Here is a 20256-nt window from a genome sequence, read left to right on the forward strand (position 1 = left end):
ACGTTTTCTCCACGTCCAGAGCCGGTTCGGGCGTGGAGCACCGTGCGAGACCTGGCAGACTGTTCTCCGGACGAGCGATGGTGCGCACGAGAGGGAGGTTCACCCTCCGACCGTGCGCCGTGTCCAGTCCGTTCCGCCTTGGTGTAATCGGCAGCACAAGGGTTTTTGGTGCCTTTAGTCCAGGTTCGAGTCCTGGGGGCGGAGCACGTGCAACCAACCCGATGGGAGCCCCAGTGACCGACGCTGTGCCCGACGCACCGCCAGTGCCCGCCGCAGTCATCGTCCTCGCCGCTGGTGCGGGGACGCGGATGAGGTCCGCGACCCCGAAGGTCCTCCACACGCTCGCCGGTCGCAGCATGCTCGGCCACGCGATGGTCGCGGCCCGCGACCTGTCCCCTCGGCGCATCGCGGTCGTGGTCCGCCACGAGCGCGAGCTCGTGGCGTCCGCAGCGCTCGAGGTCGTCCCGACGGCGCTCGTGGTCGACCAGGACGAGGTGCCGGGCACCGGGCGAGCCGTGCAGTGCGCGGTCGAGGCCCTCGACGTCAGGGCGCAGGCCGAGGCGGCCGCGCACGGTGTGCCGATCGGGCACGAGGGACGTGGTCCCGTCGAAGGCCTCGACGGGTCGGTCGTGGTCCTCGCGGGCGACATCCCGCTCCTGGACGCAGCGACGCTCACCCGGCTGCTCGACGTGCACCACTCGGACGGCAACGCCGTGACCGTCCTGACGACCGAGGTCGACGACGCGACGGGGTACGGACGGATCGTCCGTGACGACGCCGGGGGAGTCCTGGCCATCGTCGAGCACAAGGACGCGACGGACGAGCAGCGTGCGATCCGGGAGATCAACTCCTCGGTCTACGTCTTCGACGCGGGAATCCTGCGCGGTGCGCTGCGTCAGGTCACCCAGGAGAACTCGCAGGGCGAGGTCTACCTGACCGACGTCCTGCAGATCGCCCGCGAGGGCGGCGGCCGCGTGGGGGCGCTCAAGGTCGCCGACCCGCTGCTCGTCGAGGGAGCCAACGACCGCGCCCAGCTCGCGACGTTGCGCGCCGAGCTCAACCGCCGCCTCCTCACGCGCTGGATGCTCGAGGGCGTGACCGTGATCGACCCGGCGACGACGTGGGTCGACGTGGACGTCGACCTGGGTCACGACGTCACGCTGCTGCCGGGCACCCAGCTCCACGGCGCGACGTCGATCGGGGCGGGCTCGACGATCGGCCCCGACACGACGCTCACCGACATGGAGGTCGGTGTGGGGGCGACCGTGACCCGCACGCACGGCAGCCTGTCGGTCGTCGGTGACGGCGCGAGCGTCGGACCGTTCGCCTACCTGCGCCCCGGCACGGACCTCGGGGCCAAGGGCAAGATCGGCACGTTCGTCGAGACCAAGAACGCGACGATCGGCACCGGCTCCAAGGTGCCGCACCTGTCCTACGTGGGGGACGCGACCATCGGCGAGCACACCAACATCGGTGCCGCGAGCGTCACGGTCAACTACGACGGCGTCTCCAAGCACCGCACGGTCATCGGCTCGCACGCGCGGACCGGCGCGGACAACATGTTCGTCGCCCCCGTCACGGTGGGCGACGGCGCGTACACGGCCGCTGGTTCCGTGATCCGCCGCGACGTGCCGGCCGGTGCGCTCGGCGTGAGCGGCGCCCCGCAGCGCAACGTCGACGGCTGGGTCGCCCGCCGTCGCCCCGGCACCGCCGCCGCGGACGCCGCGGCGCGGGCGCACGAGAACGACGGCGAGACGCCCCCTCCGCTGGGAGCCCAGGCCCAGGCGCAGCTCGCCGAGGCCACCGCGGCGACCCCGGCCCCCCGACCGACCCCGGCGCCTGCGAGCCCCGGTGTCCCCACGGTCCCCGACGGACCCAGCACCACGACCAGCAGCACGAACGAAGGGCCTTCCCCACGATGAGCAGCACGATCGCCGGCAACGGGGACAAGTCCCTCGTCCTCGCGTCCGGACGCGCGCACCCCGAGCTCGCCAAGGACGTCGCGCGGGAGCTGGGCATCGACCTGCTTCCCACGACCGCGTACGACTTCGCCAACGGCGAGATCTACGTCCGTTTCGGGGAGAGCGTCCGCGGTGCGGACATCTTCCTCCTGCAGAGCCACACGGCGCCGATCAACCAGTGGATCATGGAGCAGCTGCTCATGGTCGACGCGGCCAAGCGTGCCTCGGCCAAGACCATCACGGTCGTCCAGCCCTTCTACGGCTACGGCCGCCAGGACAAGAAGCACCGCGGTCGCGAGCCGATCTCGGCGCGCCTCATCGCGGACCTGTTCCGCACGGCCGGTGCCGACCGCCTCATGAGCGTCGACCTGCACGCCGCGCAGACCCAGGGCTTCTTCGACGGGCCCGTGGACCACCTGTGGGCCATGCCGATCCTCACGGACTACGTCCGCTCGCGGGTCGACACGTCGAACGTCACGGTCGTCTCGCCCGACGCCGGCCGCATCCGCGTGGCCGAGCAGTGGGCCGCGAAGCTCGGCGGCGGGCCGCTCGCGTTCGTCCACAAGACGCGCGACATCACACGCCCCAACCAGGCCGTCGCGAACCGCGTCGTGGGTGACGTCGAGGGGCGCGACTGCGTCCTGGTCGACGACCTGATCGACACGGGCGGCACCATCGCGGAGGCCGTCAAGGTCTGCCTCGCGGCGGGCGCCAAGTCGGTCATCGTCGCGGCGACGCACGGTGTCCTGTCCGACCCGGCGGCCCAGCGCCTGTCCGAGTGCGGCGCGAGCGAGGTCGTCGTGACCGACACGCTGCCGATCTCGGCGGAGAAGCACTTCCCGCAGCTCACGGTCCTGTCGATCGCGCCGCTCCTGGCGCGCGCGATCCGCGAGGTCTTCGACGACGGCTCGGTCACGTCGCTGTTCGACGGCAACAGCTGAGCCCTCGGCCCACGCCGCGCGACGGCCCGCCCCACCGACCTGGTCGGACGGGGCGGGCCGTCGCCGTTCCCGGGCTCTGCGCGGGGTCGCTCGCGTCGGAGGCCCGCCGCTCGGGGGCGCGCCGTGCCTGGGCGGCGGCGGCGTCGGGCTGGCAGCATGTCAGCTGTGACCCAGCCGACCCAGCCGACCCAGCCGACCCAGCCCGCCCTCGACCCGCTCGCCGGGGTCACCACCACGGGGCGGGGGGCCGCGTCCGCCGTGCCCGACGTCGTGGTGGTCGAGCTCGGCGCCGAGGCGTCCGGCGCCGACGTCCAGGTGGCCCTCGACGCCGCGAACGGGGGGGTGCGCGCGGCGCGCGAGGCGCTGCTGGCCGGCGGCGTGGCGGCGCAGGACCTGCGCACCGCACAGACGTCCACCTGGACGCAGTCCTCGCAGCAGCCCGACGGCGCCACGACGCTCGCGGTCACGGCTCGCCTGACGCTGCGGGTCACCGTGCGGGACGTCCTGGCGTCGGGGGAGCTCGTGCGGGCCGCACTCGGGGCGGCGGGCCCCGTCGCCCGGCTCGACTCGATGCGGTTCGCGGTGAGCGAGCCCGGGCCTCTCGCGGTCGCCGCTCGCGAGGAGGCGTTCGCGGACGCCCGCGCGAGGGCCGAGCAGTACGCGGCGCTCGCGGGGCGCGCGCTCGGGCCCGTCGTCGAGGTCAGCGAGCAGGGTGGCGGGTCCGCGCCGATGCCCCGCGCGATGTCCGCCAAGGTCGGGTCCTTCGACGCGATGGCGGTCGACCCGGGGAGCGAGCAGGTCGACGCGAGCGTGACCGTGCGGTGGGCGTGGGCGGACTGATCGCCGCAGGATCGTGACATTTCTCAGGGCGGTCGGCGACGTCGCCCCAGTAGGTTGGATGCATGCTCATCATCGAGGACTACCTCCTGCTCGTGCTGGACGACGTCACGGGCCGGCCCGTCGGTGACGCCTCGTACCTCCAGCAGGTGGCGGCCGGTGCGCTGCTCGTCGAGCTCGCGCTGAAGGGACGCGTCGACCTCGCGGGGGACGCCTCGGGATGGCGGTCGGGGCGGGTCGTGGTCCGCGACCAGTCGCCGACCGGGAGCCCGTTGCTCGACGACGCGCTCGCGACGGTCAAGTCGAAGGAGGGCTCCAAGCCCAAGAGCCTGGTCGAGGTGCTGTCGCGGTCCAGGCCTGCGGACGCCGCCCTCGACGGCCTCGTGGCGCGCGGTCTGCTGCGCCGCGAGGAGGGCCGCATCCTGGGCATCTTCCCCACGACCCGCTGGCCCGCCGCTGACTCGCGCCACGAGGGCGAGGTGCGGCGCACCCTCGCCCTCGTCCTGCGCGACGGCGGCGCTCCCGACGAGCGCACGGGGGCGCTCGTCGCGATCCTCGCGGCCACGAAGCAGGCCGGCCGGGTCATGGCCGCGGGCGCGGAGCTGACCGCGTCGGACCGTCGCGAGATCGACCGCCGCGCGAAGGAGCTCGCCGAGGGGAGCTGGGCCGCGGGAGCCACCCGGCGCTACGTCGAGGAGATCACGGCGGCCACGACCGCGGCGCTCACGACGACCGTGGTCATCGCGGGCGCCCAGTCCTGACCGTGCACGTCCAGCCGCGCGCCGCGACACTCGCGGGTTTCCGTTGACGTGGCGCGCCCGGGTACAGTAGTTCGGTTGCCTCGGCGAGGGACGTCTGACGGCCGGTGAGACACCGGAAGGTCAGCAGGATCCTGATGGGTCCCCGTAATCGACTGGGCGGTCGTCCTCGTGCGCCCGTCATGTGTCCCGCGCCGACGCAGCCGCCCCGTCCTCCGGTGCCAACCAGCCGGCCGGACAGCCGATCGCTTCCCACTGGTGGTCGGCCCGCAACCGTTCTTCAGGAGTTCACGTGTCCGAGATCAAGCTTGTCGCAGAGGCCCGCACCGAGTTCGGCAAGGGTGCCGCCCGCCGCATCCGCCGCGCTTCCCAGATTCCTGCCGTCCTGTACGGGCACGGCACGGACCCCGTCCACATCGCGCTCCCCGGTCACGTGACGACGCTGGCGCTCAAGCAGGCCAACGCCCTCTTCTCGATCGAGCTCGACGGCAAGCCGGTCCTCGCGATCGCCAAGGACGTCCAGCGCGACCCGGTCAAGGACGTCGTCGAGCACATCGACCTCCTCATCGTGAAGAAGGGCGAGAAGGTCGAGGTCGAGGTCAACGTGCACGTCGTCGGCGAGTCCGCTCCCGGCACGATCCACGTCGTCGAGTCGCAGACGCTGCTCCTCGAGGCCGAGGCCACGCACCTGCCGGAGGCCGTCGAGGTCTCGATCGAGGGCCTCGAGGCCGGGCACATCGTCCGCGCCGGCGAGATCACGCTGCCCAAGGGCTCCGTGTTCCACGGCGACGCCGAGCTCGCGGTCGTCGCGATCACCGAGCCGCGCAGCGAGGTCGCTGCCGAGGCAGAGGCCGAGGCCGCCGAGGCAGCCGACGAGGCTCCCGCCGAGGCCTGAGCCTCACCGTCCCCCGGCTCGGACCCGCCTCGGCGGACCTGAGCCGGCGGACCGCAGGACACGTACGTTCGAGGCGTCCGGTGCCGTACGGCGCCGGACGCCTCGAACGTTCCCCCAGACGTCGATGAAGGACCAGGTGACATGACCGACCAGCCGTGGCTCGTCGTCGGGCTCGGGAATCCCGGACCGACCTACGCGGGCAACCGTCACAACGTCGGCCACATGGTGCTCGACGTCCTGGCCGGTCGTGCCGGTGCGACGTTCAGCGCCCACAAGGCGCGCGCCGCGGTGGCCGAGGCGCGTCTCGGCGTGCTGCCGGGCGGGGCCCCCGGGCCGCGGGTGCTCCTGGCCAAGCCCTCGACGTACATGAACACGTCGGGCGGACCGGTCGCGGGCCTCGCCCAGTACTTCGGGATCGACCCCGACCACGTGATCGTCGTCCACGACGAGGTGGACATCCCGTTCGGGGACATCAAGCTCAAGTCCGGTGGCGGCGAGGGCGGTCACAACGGCCTGCGCGACATCACCAAGGCGCTCGGGACCCGTGACTACGTGCGCGTCCGCGCGGGCGTCGGACGCCCCCCGGGCCGCATGGACACCGCGGACTACGTGCTCAAGAACTTCTCGGGCGCGGAGGCCAAGGAGCTGCCGTTCCTGCTCGACGACGCCGCGGACGCCGTCGAGATGGTCCTCACCGAGGGGCTCCTCGCGGCCCAGGGGAAGTTCCACACCAAGGCCTGACGTCCGGGGCGCCGTGACCTGGTCGACGCCCGGTCGGCCGCGGCCCGGCGGACGTGGTCCGCGAGAGCGGACTTCACCCGGGTGACGTGTCCTCTTCGTCCGTTCTGGCCCGTTCGCTCGCCCTAGGCTGGATCGATATCCAACCTGGGCGGGCAGCCGTCTCCTGCCCCACGACGGAGGCACGATGACCGAGGGTGTGGCGCTCGCGCACGACTACGCGACGCAACGCGGGGGCGCCGAACGGGTGGCCCTGTGGCTGGCCGAGGCCTTCCCCGGGTCGCCGATGTACACGACCCTCTACGACCAGGCGGGCACGTTCCCCGAGTTCTCCCGGCTCGACCTGCGGACGTCCGCGCTCGACCGGGTCGGTGCGCTGCGCCGCCACCACCGGCTCGCGCTGCCCCTCCTCGCACCCGCGGTCTCGGCCCAGCGCGTCGACGCCGACGTCCTGCTCGCGAGCTCCACGGGCTGGGCCCACGGGTACCGCGGCGCGGGTCGAACCGTCGTCTACTGCCACGCGCCCGCCCGGTGGCTCTACCAGCGCGACCGCTACCTCGGCGGCAGGGACGGCGCGAGCAGGACCGACCGCCTCCGGGGCGGTGTCGCCTCCGCCGCCCTCGCCGCGCTGAGCCCCGCGCTGCGCGGCTGGGACCGGCGGGCCGCCGGGCGCGCCGACGTCTACCTCGCCAACTCGACCGTGACCCAGCGTGCGGTCCGCGAGGCCTACGGCATCGAGGCCGAGATCCTGCCGCCGCCCCCCGCGATGCTGCCCGCCGGCCCCGAGCGCGAGGTCCCCGGGATCGAACCCGGCTTCCTGCTGTGCGTCGCACGGCTCCTGCCGTACAAGAACGTCGACGTCCTGGTCGAGGCGGCCCGCCTCGCGGGACGCCACCTGGTGATCGTCGGAGACGGACCGGACCGGGCGCGCCTCGAAGGCCTCGCCGCGCGCGGGCGCCCCGTCTCCGGGAGGTGGGGCGCGTCGTCGGGCACCCGCGGGACGACGCTGCTGGGCCGGGTCGACGACCCCGAGCTGCGCTGGCTCTACCGGAGCTGCTCGATGCTCGTCGCCGCCTCGTACGAGGACTACGGCCTGTCGCCGCTCGAGGCCGGTGCCTTCGGACGGCCCTCCGTCGTCCTGCGGGACGGCGGGTATCTCGACACCGTGGTCGAGGGCGTGACGGGTGCCTTCTTCGACGCCCCCGAGCCCGATCTCGTCGCGCGGGCAGTCCAGGACGCGTCGGCCGTCCCGTGGGAGGATGACGTCCTGACCTCGCACGTCGAGACCTTCGCGCTCCCGCGCTTCGTCGCGCGCCTGCGCGAGGTGGTCGACGAGCAACGAGGCCTCGTGCACGCCGGTGCCAGCACCTCAGGGGAGAGGAACTCATGACAGTCCGGGAGTTCGTCCGTACGGTATGGGCCGGTAAGTACTACGTGCTGGCGGCGGTGCTCGTGGTCGTGGCCGCGGCGTTCGTCTACCTCAACCAGCAGGAGACCGTCTACAAGGCGACCGCGAGCGTACGGCTCGTCGGCGTGCAGTCGGCGCAGGGCGGGGAGCAGGTCGTCGAGGTCACGGTCGACACCGACCTGGGGGACGTCACGTCCGACCCCGTCGTGGAGGCCGCCGCGACCACGCTCGGCTACACGGGCGACCCCGCGGCGCTCGCCGCGCAGGTCTCGGCCGACTACCCCACCGAGAGCCAGAGCCTCATCGCCATCAGCGCGAAGACCCTCGACCCCCAGGAGTCGCAGGACGTCGCGAACGCGTTCGCCGACGCGTACGTCGCCCAGCTCACGGTCCTGCGCGACGCACAGGTGGCGGCGCTCGACGCGAGGAGGCAGTCGCTCGCCGAGCAGCTCGCGGGCGTCACGGCCCGCCTCTCGGTGGCCTCGGACGACCCGCTCGCGCTCGCCGAGAAGGAGACCATCGTCACCGACTACACCTCGCTCACGGTCCAGGCGAACACCCTCCGGGCGATCACCGTCCCCGCTGAGGTCGAGACGCCCGCCACGAGCGCCGAGGCGCTGGGCCTGGGACGGAGCACGGTGCTGGCCCTCGCGGCCCTGGCCGGGCTCGTCGCGGGCATCGGGCTGGCCTTCGCCCGTCGCGGCCTCGACGTCCGGGTGCGTGGTGCGGCCGACGCTGCCCGCCTCGCGCAGACGCCCGTGCTGGCCGAGCTCTACGGCGTGCGCACGTCGGACCGTGACTACAGCCACTCGCACACGCTGCCCGTCTCGCGCAAGGTCGCCACCCCCTTCACCGAGTCGATCCGCGAGCTCAGGACCGCCGTCCAGGTCTCCCTCGCGGAGGCGGACCGGGTCGTCGTGGTCGTCACGGCCGCAGACCCGCACGCGCCCCGCACGTTCATCGCGGCCAACCTCGCGGCCTCGTTCGCGCTGAGCGGTCGCCGCACGATCGCGGTCTCGGGCGACCTGCGCCGCCCTCAGCTCGACCGGGTCCTGCCGCCGCCCGAGGGCTGGTCGGGCGACCCGCACACGCTGCGCCCCACCAGCATCCCCAACCTGGGCGTGTTCCCCGTCCCCGAGGAGGAGATGGACCCGGCGGACTTCCTCGCGACGACCCGCGCGGGAAAGCTCATCGCCGACCTGAGCGACGACGCCGAGGTGGTCGTGATCGACGCCCCGCCCGTGCTCGCCGCCGCGGACGCGACGATCCTCGGACGCTACGCGACCGGCGTGGTGCTCATCGCCTCCGCGGGGAAGACCGACCGGGCGGTGCTCGCCGAGGCCTCCGAGCGCCTGCGCATCAACAACGTGCCCCTCGTCGGCATCGCGCTCGCGGGAGTCAAGAGCGACCGGCGCATGCTCTACGCCTCGACCTACGGTGACCCGGAACGTCAGGAGGACGGGCATCCCACCCGGTCGCCGGGAGGCGACGCGGTCGCGCAGGCGCCCGCGCTCGCGGCCGAGCGACCAGACAGGGGAGCCCCGGGCGTCGAGCAGGTCGACGAGCCGCGGCGCGCAGCCCGTGAGCGGGCGGCGGCCGTCGTCGCCGGTCCCGCCGCCGAGCCCGCGGCGACCGCTGCGGCCCGGCGGGACGCCGGAGGCCGCCAAGGCCCCCTGCTGTCGCCGGAGTGGGGCAAGATCACGACCGTGCCCGGGGGGCAGGGCGAGGCACGTCCCCGCACGGCCCCGGCCCGCACGAACGACGAGCCGGAGCAGGGCGGCAGCGGCACAGGGCGCAAGCTGCCGTTCCGTTGGTGACGACGCGGCGCGCGGGGGGATCGCCGCCCGGCCGACCGGTGCGGGTCCTCGTCCTCGACCACACGGGTGAGCTCGGCGGTGCCGAGCTGGCCCTCGTCCGGCTCGTCGAGGTGCTGGGCCCGGACGTCGACGTGCGCGTGCTGCTGTTCTCCCACGGCCCGCTGGTCGCTCGGCTGCGGGCAGCGGGGGCTGTCGTCGAGGTCCTGCCGCTCGACCCGGGGATGGCGTCCACGTCGCGGAGCGCGGTAGGGCGCGCGGGCCTCGGCCAGCTCGTCACGACGGCGCGGCTCGTGCCGTTCACGTGGCGGCTCTCGCGCCGGGTTCGCGCGCTGCGGCCGGACGTCGTCCACACGACCTCGCTCAAGGCGGACGTGCTGGGTGTCGTGCCGGCGCGGGCCGCGCAGGCCGCGCTCGTCTGGCACGTCCACGACCGGATCGCCGACGACTACCTCCCGGCGCGGGTCGCGCGTGTCTTCCGCTGGGCCTCGACGCGGTTTCCCCGGGAGGTGGTCGTGAACTCGCAGGCCACGGCCTCGACCCTGCCCGGCCGCTCGACCGTGGCCTACCCGGGGTTCGCGGCCGGTCAGGTGCGCACGGATGGGCGCCCGACGCGTGCGGACCGTCGCACACCGGTCGTGGGCATGGTCGGCAGGATCAGCCCGACGAAGGGGCAGCTCGAGCTCGTGCGCGCCGCGCGCCAGGTCCTCGACGAGCACCCCGAGGTGACCTTCCGGGTCGTGGGCGAGCCGAGCTTCGGCGCCGAGGACTACGCCGAGGAGGTGCGTGCCGAGGCGGTGCGGCTCGGTGTCGCCGAGCGCTTCGTCTGGACGGGCTTCGCGGCGGACCCGTCGGCCGAGCTCGACGGGTTCGACGTGTGCGTGCACGCGTCTCCCGTCCCGGAGCCGTTCGGCCAGGTCGTGGTCGAGGCGATGGTCCGTGAGGTCCCGGTCGTCGCGACCAGGGCGGGGGGCGTCGTGGAGATCCTCGCGGGGTCGCCGGAGGACCCCGCGCCGCTGGGCGAGCTCGTCGAGCCGGGCGACGTCGAGTCGTTGGCCCGGGGGATCTCGGCAGTGCTCGTCGACCCGGGGTCCGCAGCGGACAGGGCCCGTCGCGCCGCCGGCGTCGCGCGGCGCCGGTTCGCGGCGACGCGGACCGCGGAGGTCGTCAGCGAGGTGTGGGGGCGAGCCGCCAGGTCCTCTCGATGACGTCGCGCATCGCGCGGCCCTGCGCCTCCCACGTGGGGATGTCGTCGTCCTGGTGGGTGTCGGTCGCTGCCGGCGCGGTGAGCGCGGCGCGCACGGCCTGCGGGTAGTCCGCGGGAGGGGCGACCGTGACCCGTGGGTCGTCGGCGTCGCGGAAGCCGGCGACCGGGGTCGCGACGACCGGTCGCCCCACGGCCCGGTACTCGTAGAGCTTGAGCGGGTCGAGGCTGTCCGTGAAGTCGTCGACGAGGTGGGGCACGAGGAGCGCGGTCGCGTGCTGGAGGTAGGCGGGGACCTCGGTCCAGGGGCGTGCGCCGAGCAGCCGTACGCCGGCCGCCGTGAGGTCGTCGTACTCCTGGCTCGTCAGGTCGAGCACGGGGCCGACGACCACGACCGTGCCGGCCCCGGACGTGGTCGTGGCGGTCCGGGCGACCAGGTCGAGGTCGAAGCGGTCGCGGTGGACGGTGCCCAGGTAGAGGGCCACGGGTCCGTCGGGCAGGTCCGCAGGGCGTTCCCTGGGCTGCCGGTAGCGCTCGACGTCGACGCCGTTGGTCAGGAGCGTGACGGCCCTCTCGGCGCCCTTGCTCTGGGCGAGGTGGGGCGAGCACACGGTCACCTCCTCGCAGGCCTCCAGCAGGAGCGCCTCGTCCGCGAGGAGCCGACGGCGGATCTCGGACGGGCGGTCGGCCGCGACCCAGTCGTCGGTCACGTCGTAGAGCGACGGCCAGTCGGTGTCCCGGACCAGGGTCGCGGCCGCGGGGTCGTTGACCCACAGCACGGGACGCGTGAGCCCGACGCGGCGTGCGGCCCGGCGCACGAGCGACGCGAGGCGGGCGTCGACCCGGGGGTCGACGCGGCGCGGCAGGATCTTGGTGGGCTGGTAGAGCCACAGCTGGTCGGGTCCGACCCCCTCGACCGGGTCCGCGCGCCGGAGCCCGTGCCCGGCCCGGGGGCGGAAGCCACGACGGACCTCGTGCAGCGGGTCCGCGGCAGGCTCGACGAACAGGACCACGAGCGACGGGTCGGCCCGCAGGAGCTCGGTCACGAGGTACTGGTTGCGTCGCCACACGAGGTCCCAGGACTCGAGCGAGACGACCACGAGCTCGTGCACCGCAGGGGGAAGGTAGCTCACGGCGTGGGGCTCCGATGCTCGTCGTGCGGGCGGGTCCTCGGGCGGACGACGCCGCGGTACACCGCTGCCGTTCCCTGGACCTGGGCCTCAGGGGTGAAACGGGTCCGCTGGACCGTGCGCGCGGCCTCGCCGAACGCGTCGCGCCGGGACGCGGACCGGGCCAGGGCCGCGAGGTTCTCGCCCGCCCGGTCGACGTCGGTCGACGGGTACAGGGCGAGCGGGTCGAGCCCGGCGAGCGTCTCCAGGTGCCCACCGGCCCCGGCCGCCACGACGGGCAGCGCGTTGGACATGGCTTCCAGGACGCTGAGCCCGAGCCCCTCGACCGGGCAGGGTGCCAGGAGGACCGCCGCGCGCTGCATGAGGTCGTCGACGTCGGAGCGGGCGCCGAGGAACCGGACGTGCCCCGCGAGACCCTCACGGGCGACGAGGGCCTCGAGGGCGGCACGCTGCGACCCGTCGCCCGCGACGAGGAGCTGCCAGCCGTCGTCGTGCAGGCGTGACGCCGCAAAGGCGAGCACGCCCAGGTCGGTGCGCTTCTCCGGCTCGAGCCGCTGGACGAGCAAGACGCTGCGGTCGCGCCCGGCCGCGGGCGGGGCGGTGGGGCGGTCGTCGATCCCGGGGTAGACGACGACGCTGTCGCCGTCGACGTGGTCGGCGACGTACCGGCTGATGGAGATCTGCGCGCGCACCGGTCGGCGGGCGACCGAAGCGCTCAGGCCGGCGGCCGGGCCGCTGCCCCGGGTCCGTGCGAAGTGGCGCGTGGCGACGACGGGCGGCATGCGCCGGAGCGTCGCGCCCGCGAGCGAGGCCGCGATCTCGGCCGACGTCATGTGAGCGTGCAGGACGTCGGCCCCCCGCGCCGTCGTGCGGATCGTGCGCACGACCTGCGCGAGGGACCCTGCGGGCAGGACCCGCACGGTCGGGTCGTCGACGGTGGCCCGCATGCGGGGCACGTCGCCGCCGACCACGACGACCTGGTCCCCGTGGGCGGCCTGCGCGCGTGCCAGTCGGGCGACGTGCCGTTCGACGCCCGCGAAGGCGTCGGAGTGCACGACGTGGAGCACTCTCACGTGGTCGGGTCCTTCCGGTGGCGGCCCGTCGGCTCGGGCTGGGGGGCGGGGATCACGGACGGGGTGAGCACCACGTGCTTCGTGGGGCCCGTGGCGTCGAGCATCTCCTCGATCGACCGGAGGTCGTCGACGGGCAGCGTGTCGCCGGTCTCCTCGCGCGCGGCGCGCCGGGACTCGGCGTAGGCGTCCGCGCCCACGCAGACACCGACGATGAGGAACGGCACGGACACCTGGACCGAGACCCAGAAGAGGTCGAACTGTCCCTGGATGAAGCGCATGAGGAGCACCGAGAACGCGAGCGTCCCGAAGCGCGGGTTGAGGCGCCACAGCACGACGAGCGACCCGAAGAAGAGCACGAGGAACGCGACGAGCCCGACGATCCCGGCCGACGTGAGCACCTCGAGCTCGGCGTTGGGCGGCTGGAAGGTGTACTCGGTGCGGTTCGCGACCCACCAGCGCAGCCCGACCCCGACCCACGGGCTGCGCTCCCAGACGTCGATGGCCTGCTCGTACCAGGTGAGCCGCTGGTAGGCGGAGTTGAACTGGTCGTTGGTCGCGAGCTGCTCCTGGACGGCGGCCCACACGAAGTACACGGCGGGGATCGCGGCGAGCAGGATGAGCTTGGAGCGCTTGCGGTCCGGGTCCGCGCGCAGGGTGATGAGGACGACGCCGATCGCGAGGCCGATCAGGGCCTGGCGCGACTGCGACGCGAGGACCGCGAGGCCGAACAGCCAGAACGCGGGGTAGGTGAACGCCTTGGGCCACCCCACCCACCACGGCCGGGCGTAGGCCAGCAGCGCCGCGCTCCCCAGGACGCACCCGACGAAGTTCTTGTGCATCGGGAACGGGATCTGCAGGTACACGGGACCGGTGTTGCCCGCGGCGAGCTGCTGCAGGGCCGTGAAGCACGTCAGGGCCGCGATGATCAGGCACGGGATCATGAACAGCGTGAGCCCGAGCCGCGCGCGTCCCGCCCGGCCCACGGCCCACCCGACGAGCAGGGCGCCGCCGACCGAGAGCCAGGCGTGGAACCACTCGACGGTGTTCGCGGTGTACGGGTTGGCGATGACGGTGAAGAGCGTGGCGACCTGGTAGAACGCCGAGAGCCACAGGAGCGAGCGCATGGGGCGCGAGAGGGGCCGCTGCGTGAAGAAGAGCGCGAACCAGAACGCCCCGAAGAGCGCGAAGTCGCTCAGCGACAGGTTGACGGCGTCGCCGCCGACCCGCTGGACGACCACCATCGCGGGCATCGCGAGGATCGGCATGGCGGCCGGCTCGTAGATCGTCATCCCGACGACGAGGACCAGCGCGGCGACCGCGACCGAGATCGCGGTGTACTCGGGCACCAGGAGGCCGATCCCGACCAGGACCACGGCGACCGCGACAGATCCCGCGGCCCAGGCGAGGGACCGGCGGATCACGTCGTGGGGTCCGGGGTCGCGGGGCGGGCGAGCATCGCCGCCTCGGCCGAGAGGGGGCCGCGGGCGTAGAGCCGGAGCCGCAGCCGCGCCAGGTCGCGACCAGCACCCCGGAGCGCGACGGCGCGTGCGGCCGAGCCGGCGAGGACCCCGGCTCGTGCCGTGTGCCAGCCCGTCGCGCCGAAGTGCTTGCGCAGGTACCTCTCCTGGGAGGCGTGGAAGTGCGTCTCGCGGCGGGTCGGGTCACCGCTCGTGGCACCGCCGAGGTGCAGCGCCTGGACCTCGGGTACGGCCAGGTGTCGCCTGCCGAGGCGGGTCGCCCGGTAGGCCCAGTCGGTCTCCTCGGCGTACAGGAAGAAGCTCTCGTCGAACAGCCCGACCTGTTCGAGCGCGTCGGCCCGCAGCATCAGCACGGACCCGATGACGAACGACCGGTCGGCCGGGGTCCGGCGCAGCGAGCCGAGACCGACGGCCTCGATCCAGGTACCGGCCGGGGACGGGTACGGCCAGACGACGCGCGCGGCCCCGCCGTCGCCGTCGACCTGCGCCGGGCCGACGCTCGCGAGGTCCGGCGCCGCGTGGAGCCGGGTCTGGAGGGTCAGGACGTCCTCGGGGCTCACGACGGCGTCCGGGTTGAGCAGGAGGACGTCCGACCCGGGGGTCTGGCGGTGGCGCAGCGCGTGGTTGACGCCCGCGGCGAAGCCGCCGTTGCGCCCGGGGTCGAGGTAGCGGGCGCCCGCGAGCTCGGCGACCTCGCGGATCTCCGGCGACGACGAGTTGTCGACGACGGTCAGGGGGAGCTTGCCGACGAGCGGTCCCAGCGCGTCGCGCACCAGGTCGGGGGAGCCGTACGCGACGAGGACCACCTCAGGCGGCAGGAGCCCGCTGCCCGACGGCGGAGCACCCGTTCCCGGGGTGTGCTCGCCGCCCGCACGGGTCGGGGTCCCGGCGGGGGACGCGGGCGAGGGGTGCGCCGCCGCGGTCTCGTAGAGGGCGAGGTAGCGGCGGGCGACCTCGGGCCAGGCGCACGACGCGGCGCGCGTCAGTCCCTGCGCGCGCAGCGTCTCGGCCAGGCCAGGCTCGTCGACGACCCGGACGAGCGCCTCGCGCAGCGCCCCGGCGTCACCGGGGGGCACGAGCAGGCCCGCGCCGCCCACGACGTCGGGCAGGGCCCCCGAGTCGCTCGCCACCACGGGCGTGCCGCACGCCATGGCCTCGACCGCGACCCGACCGAACTGCTCGATCCAGCCAGGGGTGTCGAGGGACGGGACGGCCAGGACGTCGAGCGAACGGTAGAACGCGACCAGATCGTCGCCCGCGAGCGGTCCGACGAACCGGACCCGGTCGCCCAGCGGCCGTGCCCGGTCGCGGAGCGTACGGGCCGACGGGCCGTCGCCCGCGAGCGTCACGTGCAGGCGGTCGTCGTCGCGGGCCGCGGCGAGCAGGACGTCCACGCCCTTGTGCGGGGCGAGACGCCCCGCGTAGCCCACGTGCACCGGCCCCCCAGCCGGCCCCGTCCCGGGGCGACCCGGACCGGGGACGGGCGCGACGCCGTCGGGCCGGAGGGCCGACGGGCCGGGGGTGACGGCCCCGCCCGGGAAGAAGACCGACAGGTCCACGCCCAGCGGGACCACCTCGACCGCCCCCCGCGCGCCCTTGGCGCGGACGATACGCGCCGCGGCCTCGTTGCAGACCGACACCGCGGCCGCGCCACGCAGGGCCGCGGCCTCGAACGCGCGGAACGGCCAGGGGTAGCGCTTGGGGATGTTCTGCGCCGAGTACAGGACGTAAGGCGGCGCCGGGCGACGACGCCGGGCCGGGACGAGGGCTCGGAGCCGTCGCAGCGCCAGGATCTCGGCCGTCGCGAGCGCGAACGGCTCCTCGTGCAGGTCGAGGACGTCCCACTCCTGCCCCAGGGCGCGCCAGAGCGGGCCAGGGGCGTAGACGAACAGCGCGGGGTGCGACCCGAACGTCCGGACGCCCTCGACGGGCTCGCCCGGTCGGGGCGTCAGCGGGACCGTCGTGCCGCCCTCGTCCCACGCCCGCGCCGACAGGAGCCCGACGTCGAGCCCGGCCGCCCGGAGCTCCCGCTCCCGCTCGCGCCACGCGTCGACCACGGCGCTGTGCGAGACGCGGAGGATCCTCATGTGGGAGATTGTCCACCAGCGAGGGGTCTCGGCCCCTGCGATCTCACCGAATTCACCCCGACCGAACCGAGGAGCGCCGTGCCCGACGAAGGTCCCGACGCCGCAGGCGCTGCCGTCGCCGCACCGCTCGTGAGCGTCGTCGTCGCCACCAACCGGGGCGGGCCGTTCCTGGCCGAGGCGCTGGCCTCGGTCGCCGCGCAGACCTACCCCCACGTCGAGCTCGTCGTGGTCGACGACGGATCGCCCGACCCGGCCGTGATCCGCGGCCTCGTCGAGGAGGCGGGGGTCGGGACGGTCCTGCGCCTGGACCCGTCGGGCGTCTCCACGGCGCGCAACACGGGCGTCCGGCACACCCGGGGCGAGCTGCTCGCGTTCCTCGACGACGACGACCGCTGGCACCCCGACAGGCTGCGCCTCGCGGTCGACGCGCTGACCGCCCGACCCGACGCCGTGATCTCCTACTGCGCGATGCGCACGGTCGACCCGGCGGGCGAGCAGCTCGTGGGCGCCGACCAGCGCCCGGCCCGCGACGCACGGGACGTCGTCCGCGGCCGGACCGGGATCATGCTGCCCAACCTCGTGATCCGCCGCGGTGCCTTCGACGCCCTGGGCGGGTTCGACCCCGCGTACCGGCAGGGCGAGGACCTCGACCTGGTCCTCGCGGCCGCGACGCTCGGGCCGTTCGTCTTCGTCGACGAGGTCCTCGTCGACTACCGGTACCACCCGGGCAACACCACGCGGGCCTACCGCGACCTCGCCACGGGCATCCGGGTGATCCTGCGCGAGCGGCGCTCGCAGGCACGCGCGGCCGAGCGCGGCGGCCCTGCGGGCCCTGCCGACCATGCCGACCATGCCGGTCGGGGCGGACTCGACGCCGCCTACCGCGACCGGCTCCGCGCGAACGACCGCTTCGCGGCGTGGAGCGCTGCGCGGGCTGCGCGGGCCGAGATCTCGGCCCGTCGGTTCGGCGCCGCGCTCGGCCACGTCGCCTGGGCCGCGCGGTTCGCGCCGCTCGCGCCCCTGGACTGGGTCCGCGAGCGGGTGCGGCGGGCCGTCGGCAGGTGACGGGCAGCGCGACGGGTGCCGGTGCCAGCGAGACGAAGGACTAGGACTCGTCCTGCCGCCAGGTCGGCGGCGGGACGATCGGCGGAGCCGCAGGGACCCGCCCGAACCTCCACCCGGCGCTCCAGGCCAGCCGCCACACCAGGTCGGAGAGGTCCCCCGGGCGCCGGATCGTGGACGCCTTGCGCAGCGCCTTCCGGACGAACGAACCACCACGGACGGCGAACACCCGGCCGCGCCGGGCGATCCCCGCGAGGCGGCCTGTGACGCCCGCCCGCTGCGCGCTCTCCGCCGGGGCGGAGTCCGCGACGACGGCCGTGACCGGGGGCTCGGAGGTGCCCGTCGTGCGCGGAGCCTGCGCGTACAGCAGCGCGTAGCGGTGGCTCAGCCAGCGCTCTCCCGCGCCGTACGCGAAGGACTGCCGGGCGATGTTCCGCAAACCGTCGCGGCGCCGGACGTGCAGCACGATGTCCGGGTCGAACACCAGGTCGTGGCCCGCGAGCTGGACCCGGATGCAGAAGTCGTCGTCCTCCGCGGTCCGGGCCCCTTCGTAGAAGCCCCCGACCTCGTCGAAGACCGCTGTGCGCACGCCCATGTTGCCCGAGCCCGCCGTGACGAACTGCTCCAGCCCGGGCTTGACCGTCAACCGGTCCGTCTGGGCCGTCCACGTGACCGACGACGTCAGGCCGGCGTTGAGCCGGGAGCCCTCAAACGGGCCCGCGACGAACTCGTGCTCGGCCAGCGCGCGGTGCATCGCCTCGACCCAGCCGTCCGCGACCATGTCGTCGGCGTCGCAGAACGCCAGGGCCTGCGCCCTCGCCTGCGCGACGGCGATGTTGCGGGCCGCGCTGGGGCCGCGGCGGGCCGAGGCGTCGACGAGCCGGAGCTCGGGCATGCGCTCGGTCCACTCCCCGACGAGCCGACGGGTCCCGTCGCTCGACCCGTTGTCGCTCACGATCACCTCCCAGGGCCACGCGGGACGCTGCGCGAGCAGCGCGCCGAGCTGCACCCCGAGGGTCTCCTGCGCGTCGTACGCCGGGATGATCACCGAGAGCTCCGGGGGGGCCTGCGCGCCGGTGGGTGTGCTCATGTCTGACGCATCCTCTCGCGGGCCATGCTCATGACGGGCTGGTAGGTGGTCACCAGGTCGTGGGCGGTGACGGTCCGGTAGCCGTCGGCCGCGAGACGGTCGAGCAGCAGGTCCAGGACCCGGGCACGGTCGAAGGCCGGGAACACCTCGTCGTCCCCGAGCGTCTCCGGGTCGCCCCGGTCGTCGTGGAGCAGCAGCATGCTCCCGGGGAAGATCGTCGACAGGGCGCGCTCGGCGATCCGCTCCTCCTCGTCGTCGACCCAGTCGAACGCGTCGCCCGACCAGATGAGCACGTCCATGCCCAGGCCCGCGATGCCGTGCGCCTGGCGGACCGTGTGCGCGCCGTACGGGGGCCGGAACGAGACGAGCGGCGCCGAGACGATCGACTCGACCTCGTCCCTCGCGTCCCGCACGTACCGGACCGCCTCGGCGTCCCCCATCGTCAGCAGCGACCGGTGGTCCTGCCCGTGGAGCGCGAGCTCGTGGCCGTCGGCGAGGATGCGGCGGGCGATCTCCGGGTGCGCCCGCACCTGCCGGGCGAGCGCGAAGAACGTCGCGGTCTCGCCGCGCGCGGCGAGCAGGTCGAGCAGGCGAGGCGTGTGCTCGGGGTGCGGGCCGTCGTCGTACGTGATCGACACGACCCGGTCCGACGTGTTGACGCAGAACGTGCCCAGCGCGCGCGTCAGGGCGCGAGGGAGCGGGAGGCGCGTGTACGCGACCTCCGCGAACCCGCCCCCCACGGGCGCGGGCCTGCTCTCGATGTCGCGGCGACGGACCACGATCCCGCGGGGAGCGCGACGGGCCGCGGTACGGGATCCGCCGGGCAGGGACTCGGACATCGGCTGACCCTCTCTGGTCGTCCGGGACGGGGACCGCGCCGGACGGGCCGGGCGGGGTGGTGCAGATGCTACGGGTGCCACGGGGCGGGCGCGTGCGCGTCCCGCCTAGGTGCGGACCCCGTCGAGCGCCTCGAGCTTCGCGAGGGCCGCAGGGTCCTCGGCGCTCGCGGCGACGAGCCGGGGCCGGAGGGCGTCGAGCGCGTCCTGGAGGCTCACGCCGAGCATGTGGTGGAACGACCAGTCGTCCTCGGGGTCGAAGGCCGGGTCGAGGCTCCGGTCGCGCGGGCGCGGGTCGTTGCCCGTGATGTCCCCCGAGTCGAGGAACGGGATGCCCCGCGTCCGCGGCCCGAAGGTCTCGAAGTCGGTCACGACGGGCCTGCCGTCGAGCATCCAGATGTTGTGCGGCTGCAGGTCGCCGTGCAGGTTGCCCGTGAGGTAGATCTCGAGCAGGACGTCCAGGGTCCACGCCCCCAGGTCGACCCGGTCCTCCCGCGAGAGCTGCTGCCCGGCGACGTCGAGCCGGGACTCGTCCGGCAGGCGCGGGACCGTGAACCCGCGACGGTGCCACCGGACCACGGGCATGCGCCACGGCCGGTCGCCGAAGAGGTCTCCCGTGGCCTTCTCCGCGAGGAACGCGTCCTTGCCGACGCGGGTGCGGGCGAAGTACTTCGAGACCGTGGGTCGCCCGCCGGTCGTGGTGTAGACGGTCACCGAGCGGTCGGTGGCCTTGACGAAGGTCGCACCGACAGGGCTGCCGAAGATGTAGACCATCCGCGCCCGGTCCACGACCCTGCGGACCAGCGAGCGGGGCGGGCCCTCCGCCTGGACGGCAGGCATGCTCATGACGACTCCTCGACTGGTGGTGTGCGGTCGCGGACCCCCACGATCGATCCGGCAACGGTAGCGGTGAGCGCTGCGGGCGGTCCATGGCAGGACGCCGC

At 74.3% G+C, this 20256-nt stretch carries 17 protein-coding genes and 1 tRNA gene; 11 read left to right on the plus strand and 7 right to left on the minus strand.

All coding sequences use genetic code 11. The annotated features are described in order from the left end of the window. Window positions 1-132 precede the first annotated feature (132 nt). The 10 genes from ACZDYF_RS01290 (at window position 133) to ACZDYF_RS01335 (ending at window position 10560) form a co-directional block, all read left to right on the plus strand. Window positions 133-204: transfer RNA gene (locus tag ACZDYF_RS01290), tRNA-Gln, on the plus strand. A gap of 17 nt (window positions 205-221) precedes the next feature. Continuing rightward, window positions 222-1922 (plus strand): bifunctional UDP-N-acetylglucosamine diphosphorylase/glucosamine-1-phosphate N-acetyltransferase GlmU, encoded by a 1701-nt coding sequence (gene glmU / locus ACZDYF_RS01295; RefSeq protein WP_204809778.1) that lies wholly within the window; start codon window positions 222-224, stop codon window positions 1920-1922. Continuing rightward, complete coding sequence (locus ACZDYF_RS01300) at window positions 1919-2902, plus strand: ribose-phosphate diphosphokinase (RefSeq protein ID WP_138823089.1); 984 nt, start codon at window positions 1919-1921, stop codon at window positions 2900-2902. The genes glmU and ACZDYF_RS01300 overlap by 4 nt, the downstream gene beginning before the upstream one ends. 165 nt (window positions 2903-3067) lie before the next feature. Further along, the gene (locus ACZDYF_RS01305; protein WP_475052120.1) at window positions 3068-3742 is read left to right on the plus strand and encodes an SIMPL domain-containing protein; all 675 of its coding nucleotides are present in this window, start codon (window positions 3068-3070) and stop codon (window positions 3740-3742) included. Between the two features lie 62 nt (window positions 3743-3804). Beyond that, the gene (locus tag ACZDYF_RS01310) at window positions 3805-4500 is read left to right on the plus strand and encodes a GOLPH3/VPS74 family protein (protein WP_475052124.1); all 696 of its coding nucleotides are present in this window, start codon (window positions 3805-3807) and stop codon (window positions 4498-4500) included. Window positions 4501-4789: 289 nt separating this feature from the next. Next, window positions 4790-5392 (plus strand): 50S ribosomal protein L25/general stress protein Ctc, encoded by a 603-nt coding sequence (locus ACZDYF_RS01315; RefSeq protein ID WP_191791024.1) that lies wholly within the window; start codon window positions 4790-4792, stop codon window positions 5390-5392. A gap of 141 nt (window positions 5393-5533) precedes the next feature. Then, a complete protein-coding gene (gene pth, locus ACZDYF_RS01320; RefSeq protein ID WP_138823097.1) occupies window positions 5534-6133 on the plus strand; it encodes an aminoacyl-tRNA hydrolase in 600 nt (199 codons plus the stop codon). 184 nt (window positions 6134-6317) lie between these two features. Next, window positions 6318-7520 (plus strand): glycosyltransferase, encoded by a 1203-nt coding sequence (locus ACZDYF_RS01325; protein ID WP_475052133.1) that lies wholly within the window; start codon window positions 6318-6320, stop codon window positions 7518-7520. Then, window positions 7517-9355, plus strand: a complete 1839-nt coding sequence (locus ACZDYF_RS01330) for a polysaccharide biosynthesis tyrosine autokinase (RefSeq protein ID WP_475052135.1) — start codon at window positions 7517-7519, stop codon at window positions 9353-9355. The genes ACZDYF_RS01325 and ACZDYF_RS01330 overlap by 4 nt, the downstream gene beginning before the upstream one ends. Beyond that, complete coding sequence (locus ACZDYF_RS01335; protein ID WP_475052138.1) at window positions 9352-10560, plus strand: glycosyltransferase; 1209 nt, start codon at window positions 9352-9354, stop codon at window positions 10558-10560. The genes ACZDYF_RS01330 and ACZDYF_RS01335 overlap by 4 nt, the downstream gene beginning before the upstream one ends. Here the strand turns inward: ACZDYF_RS01335 and ACZDYF_RS01340 are convergent. From ACZDYF_RS01340 to ACZDYF_RS01355, 4 genes are read right to left on the minus strand one after another with little or no spacing between them, the layout of a single operon-like run. Next, window positions 10520-11689: a glycosyltransferase gene (locus tag ACZDYF_RS01340; RefSeq protein WP_475052144.1), complete on the minus strand. Its 1170-nt coding sequence runs from the start codon at window positions 11687-11689 to the stop codon at window positions 10520-10522. The two genes, ACZDYF_RS01335 and ACZDYF_RS01340, sit on opposite strands and share 41 nt — an antisense overlap. Beyond that, window positions 11686-12759, minus strand: a complete 1074-nt coding sequence (locus ACZDYF_RS01345; protein WP_475052150.1) for a glycosyltransferase family 4 protein — start codon at window positions 12757-12759, stop codon at window positions 11686-11688. The genes ACZDYF_RS01340 and ACZDYF_RS01345 overlap by 4 nt, the downstream gene beginning before the upstream one ends. Then, window positions 12756-14180 carry an O-antigen ligase family protein gene (locus tag ACZDYF_RS01350; RefSeq protein WP_475052156.1) on the minus strand — a complete coding sequence of 475 codons (1425 nt, stop codon included), beginning with the start codon at window positions 14178-14180 and terminating at the stop codon, window positions 12756-12758. Before ACZDYF_RS01350 ends, ACZDYF_RS01345 begins: the two co-directional genes overlap by 4 nt. Beyond that, a complete protein-coding gene (locus ACZDYF_RS01355) occupies window positions 14177-16324 on the minus strand; it encodes a glycosyltransferase (protein ID WP_475052161.1) in 2148 nt (715 codons plus the stop codon). The genes ACZDYF_RS01350 and ACZDYF_RS01355 overlap by 4 nt, the downstream gene beginning before the upstream one ends. 78 nt (window positions 16325-16402) lie before the next feature. Between ACZDYF_RS01355 and ACZDYF_RS01360 the strand changes: the two genes are divergently transcribed. Further along, the gene (locus ACZDYF_RS01360) at window positions 16403-17389 is read left to right on the plus strand and encodes a glycosyltransferase family 2 protein (RefSeq protein ID WP_475052164.1); all 987 of its coding nucleotides are present in this window, start codon (window positions 16403-16405) and stop codon (window positions 17387-17389) included. A 40-nt stretch (window positions 17390-17429) separates the two neighbouring features. On the opposite strand, the gene ACZDYF_RS01365 is transcribed toward ACZDYF_RS01360, so the two are convergent. The 3 genes from ACZDYF_RS01365 to ACZDYF_RS01375 all read right to left on the minus strand — a co-directional run bounded on the left by ACZDYF_RS01365 (window position 17430) and on the right by ACZDYF_RS01375 (window position 20158). After that, window positions 17430-18476 carry a glycosyltransferase family 2 protein gene (locus tag ACZDYF_RS01365; protein ID WP_475052167.1) on the minus strand — a complete coding sequence of 349 codons (1047 nt, stop codon included), beginning with the start codon at window positions 18474-18476 and terminating at the stop codon, window positions 17430-17432. Continuing rightward, window positions 18473-19315: a polysaccharide deacetylase family protein gene (locus tag ACZDYF_RS01370; RefSeq protein WP_191791015.1), complete on the minus strand. Its 843-nt coding sequence runs from the start codon at window positions 19313-19315 to the stop codon at window positions 18473-18475. Before ACZDYF_RS01370 ends, ACZDYF_RS01365 begins: the two co-directional genes overlap by 4 nt. Before the next feature lie 105 nt (window positions 19316-19420). Continuing rightward, window positions 19421-20158 (minus strand): protein kinase family protein, encoded by a 738-nt coding sequence (locus tag ACZDYF_RS01375; protein WP_191791014.1) that lies wholly within the window; start codon window positions 20156-20158, stop codon window positions 19421-19423. Window positions 20159-20256: the final 98 nt, after the last annotated feature.

The sequence above is a fragment of the Oerskovia sp. PE-21s genome (assembly GCF_056158145.1).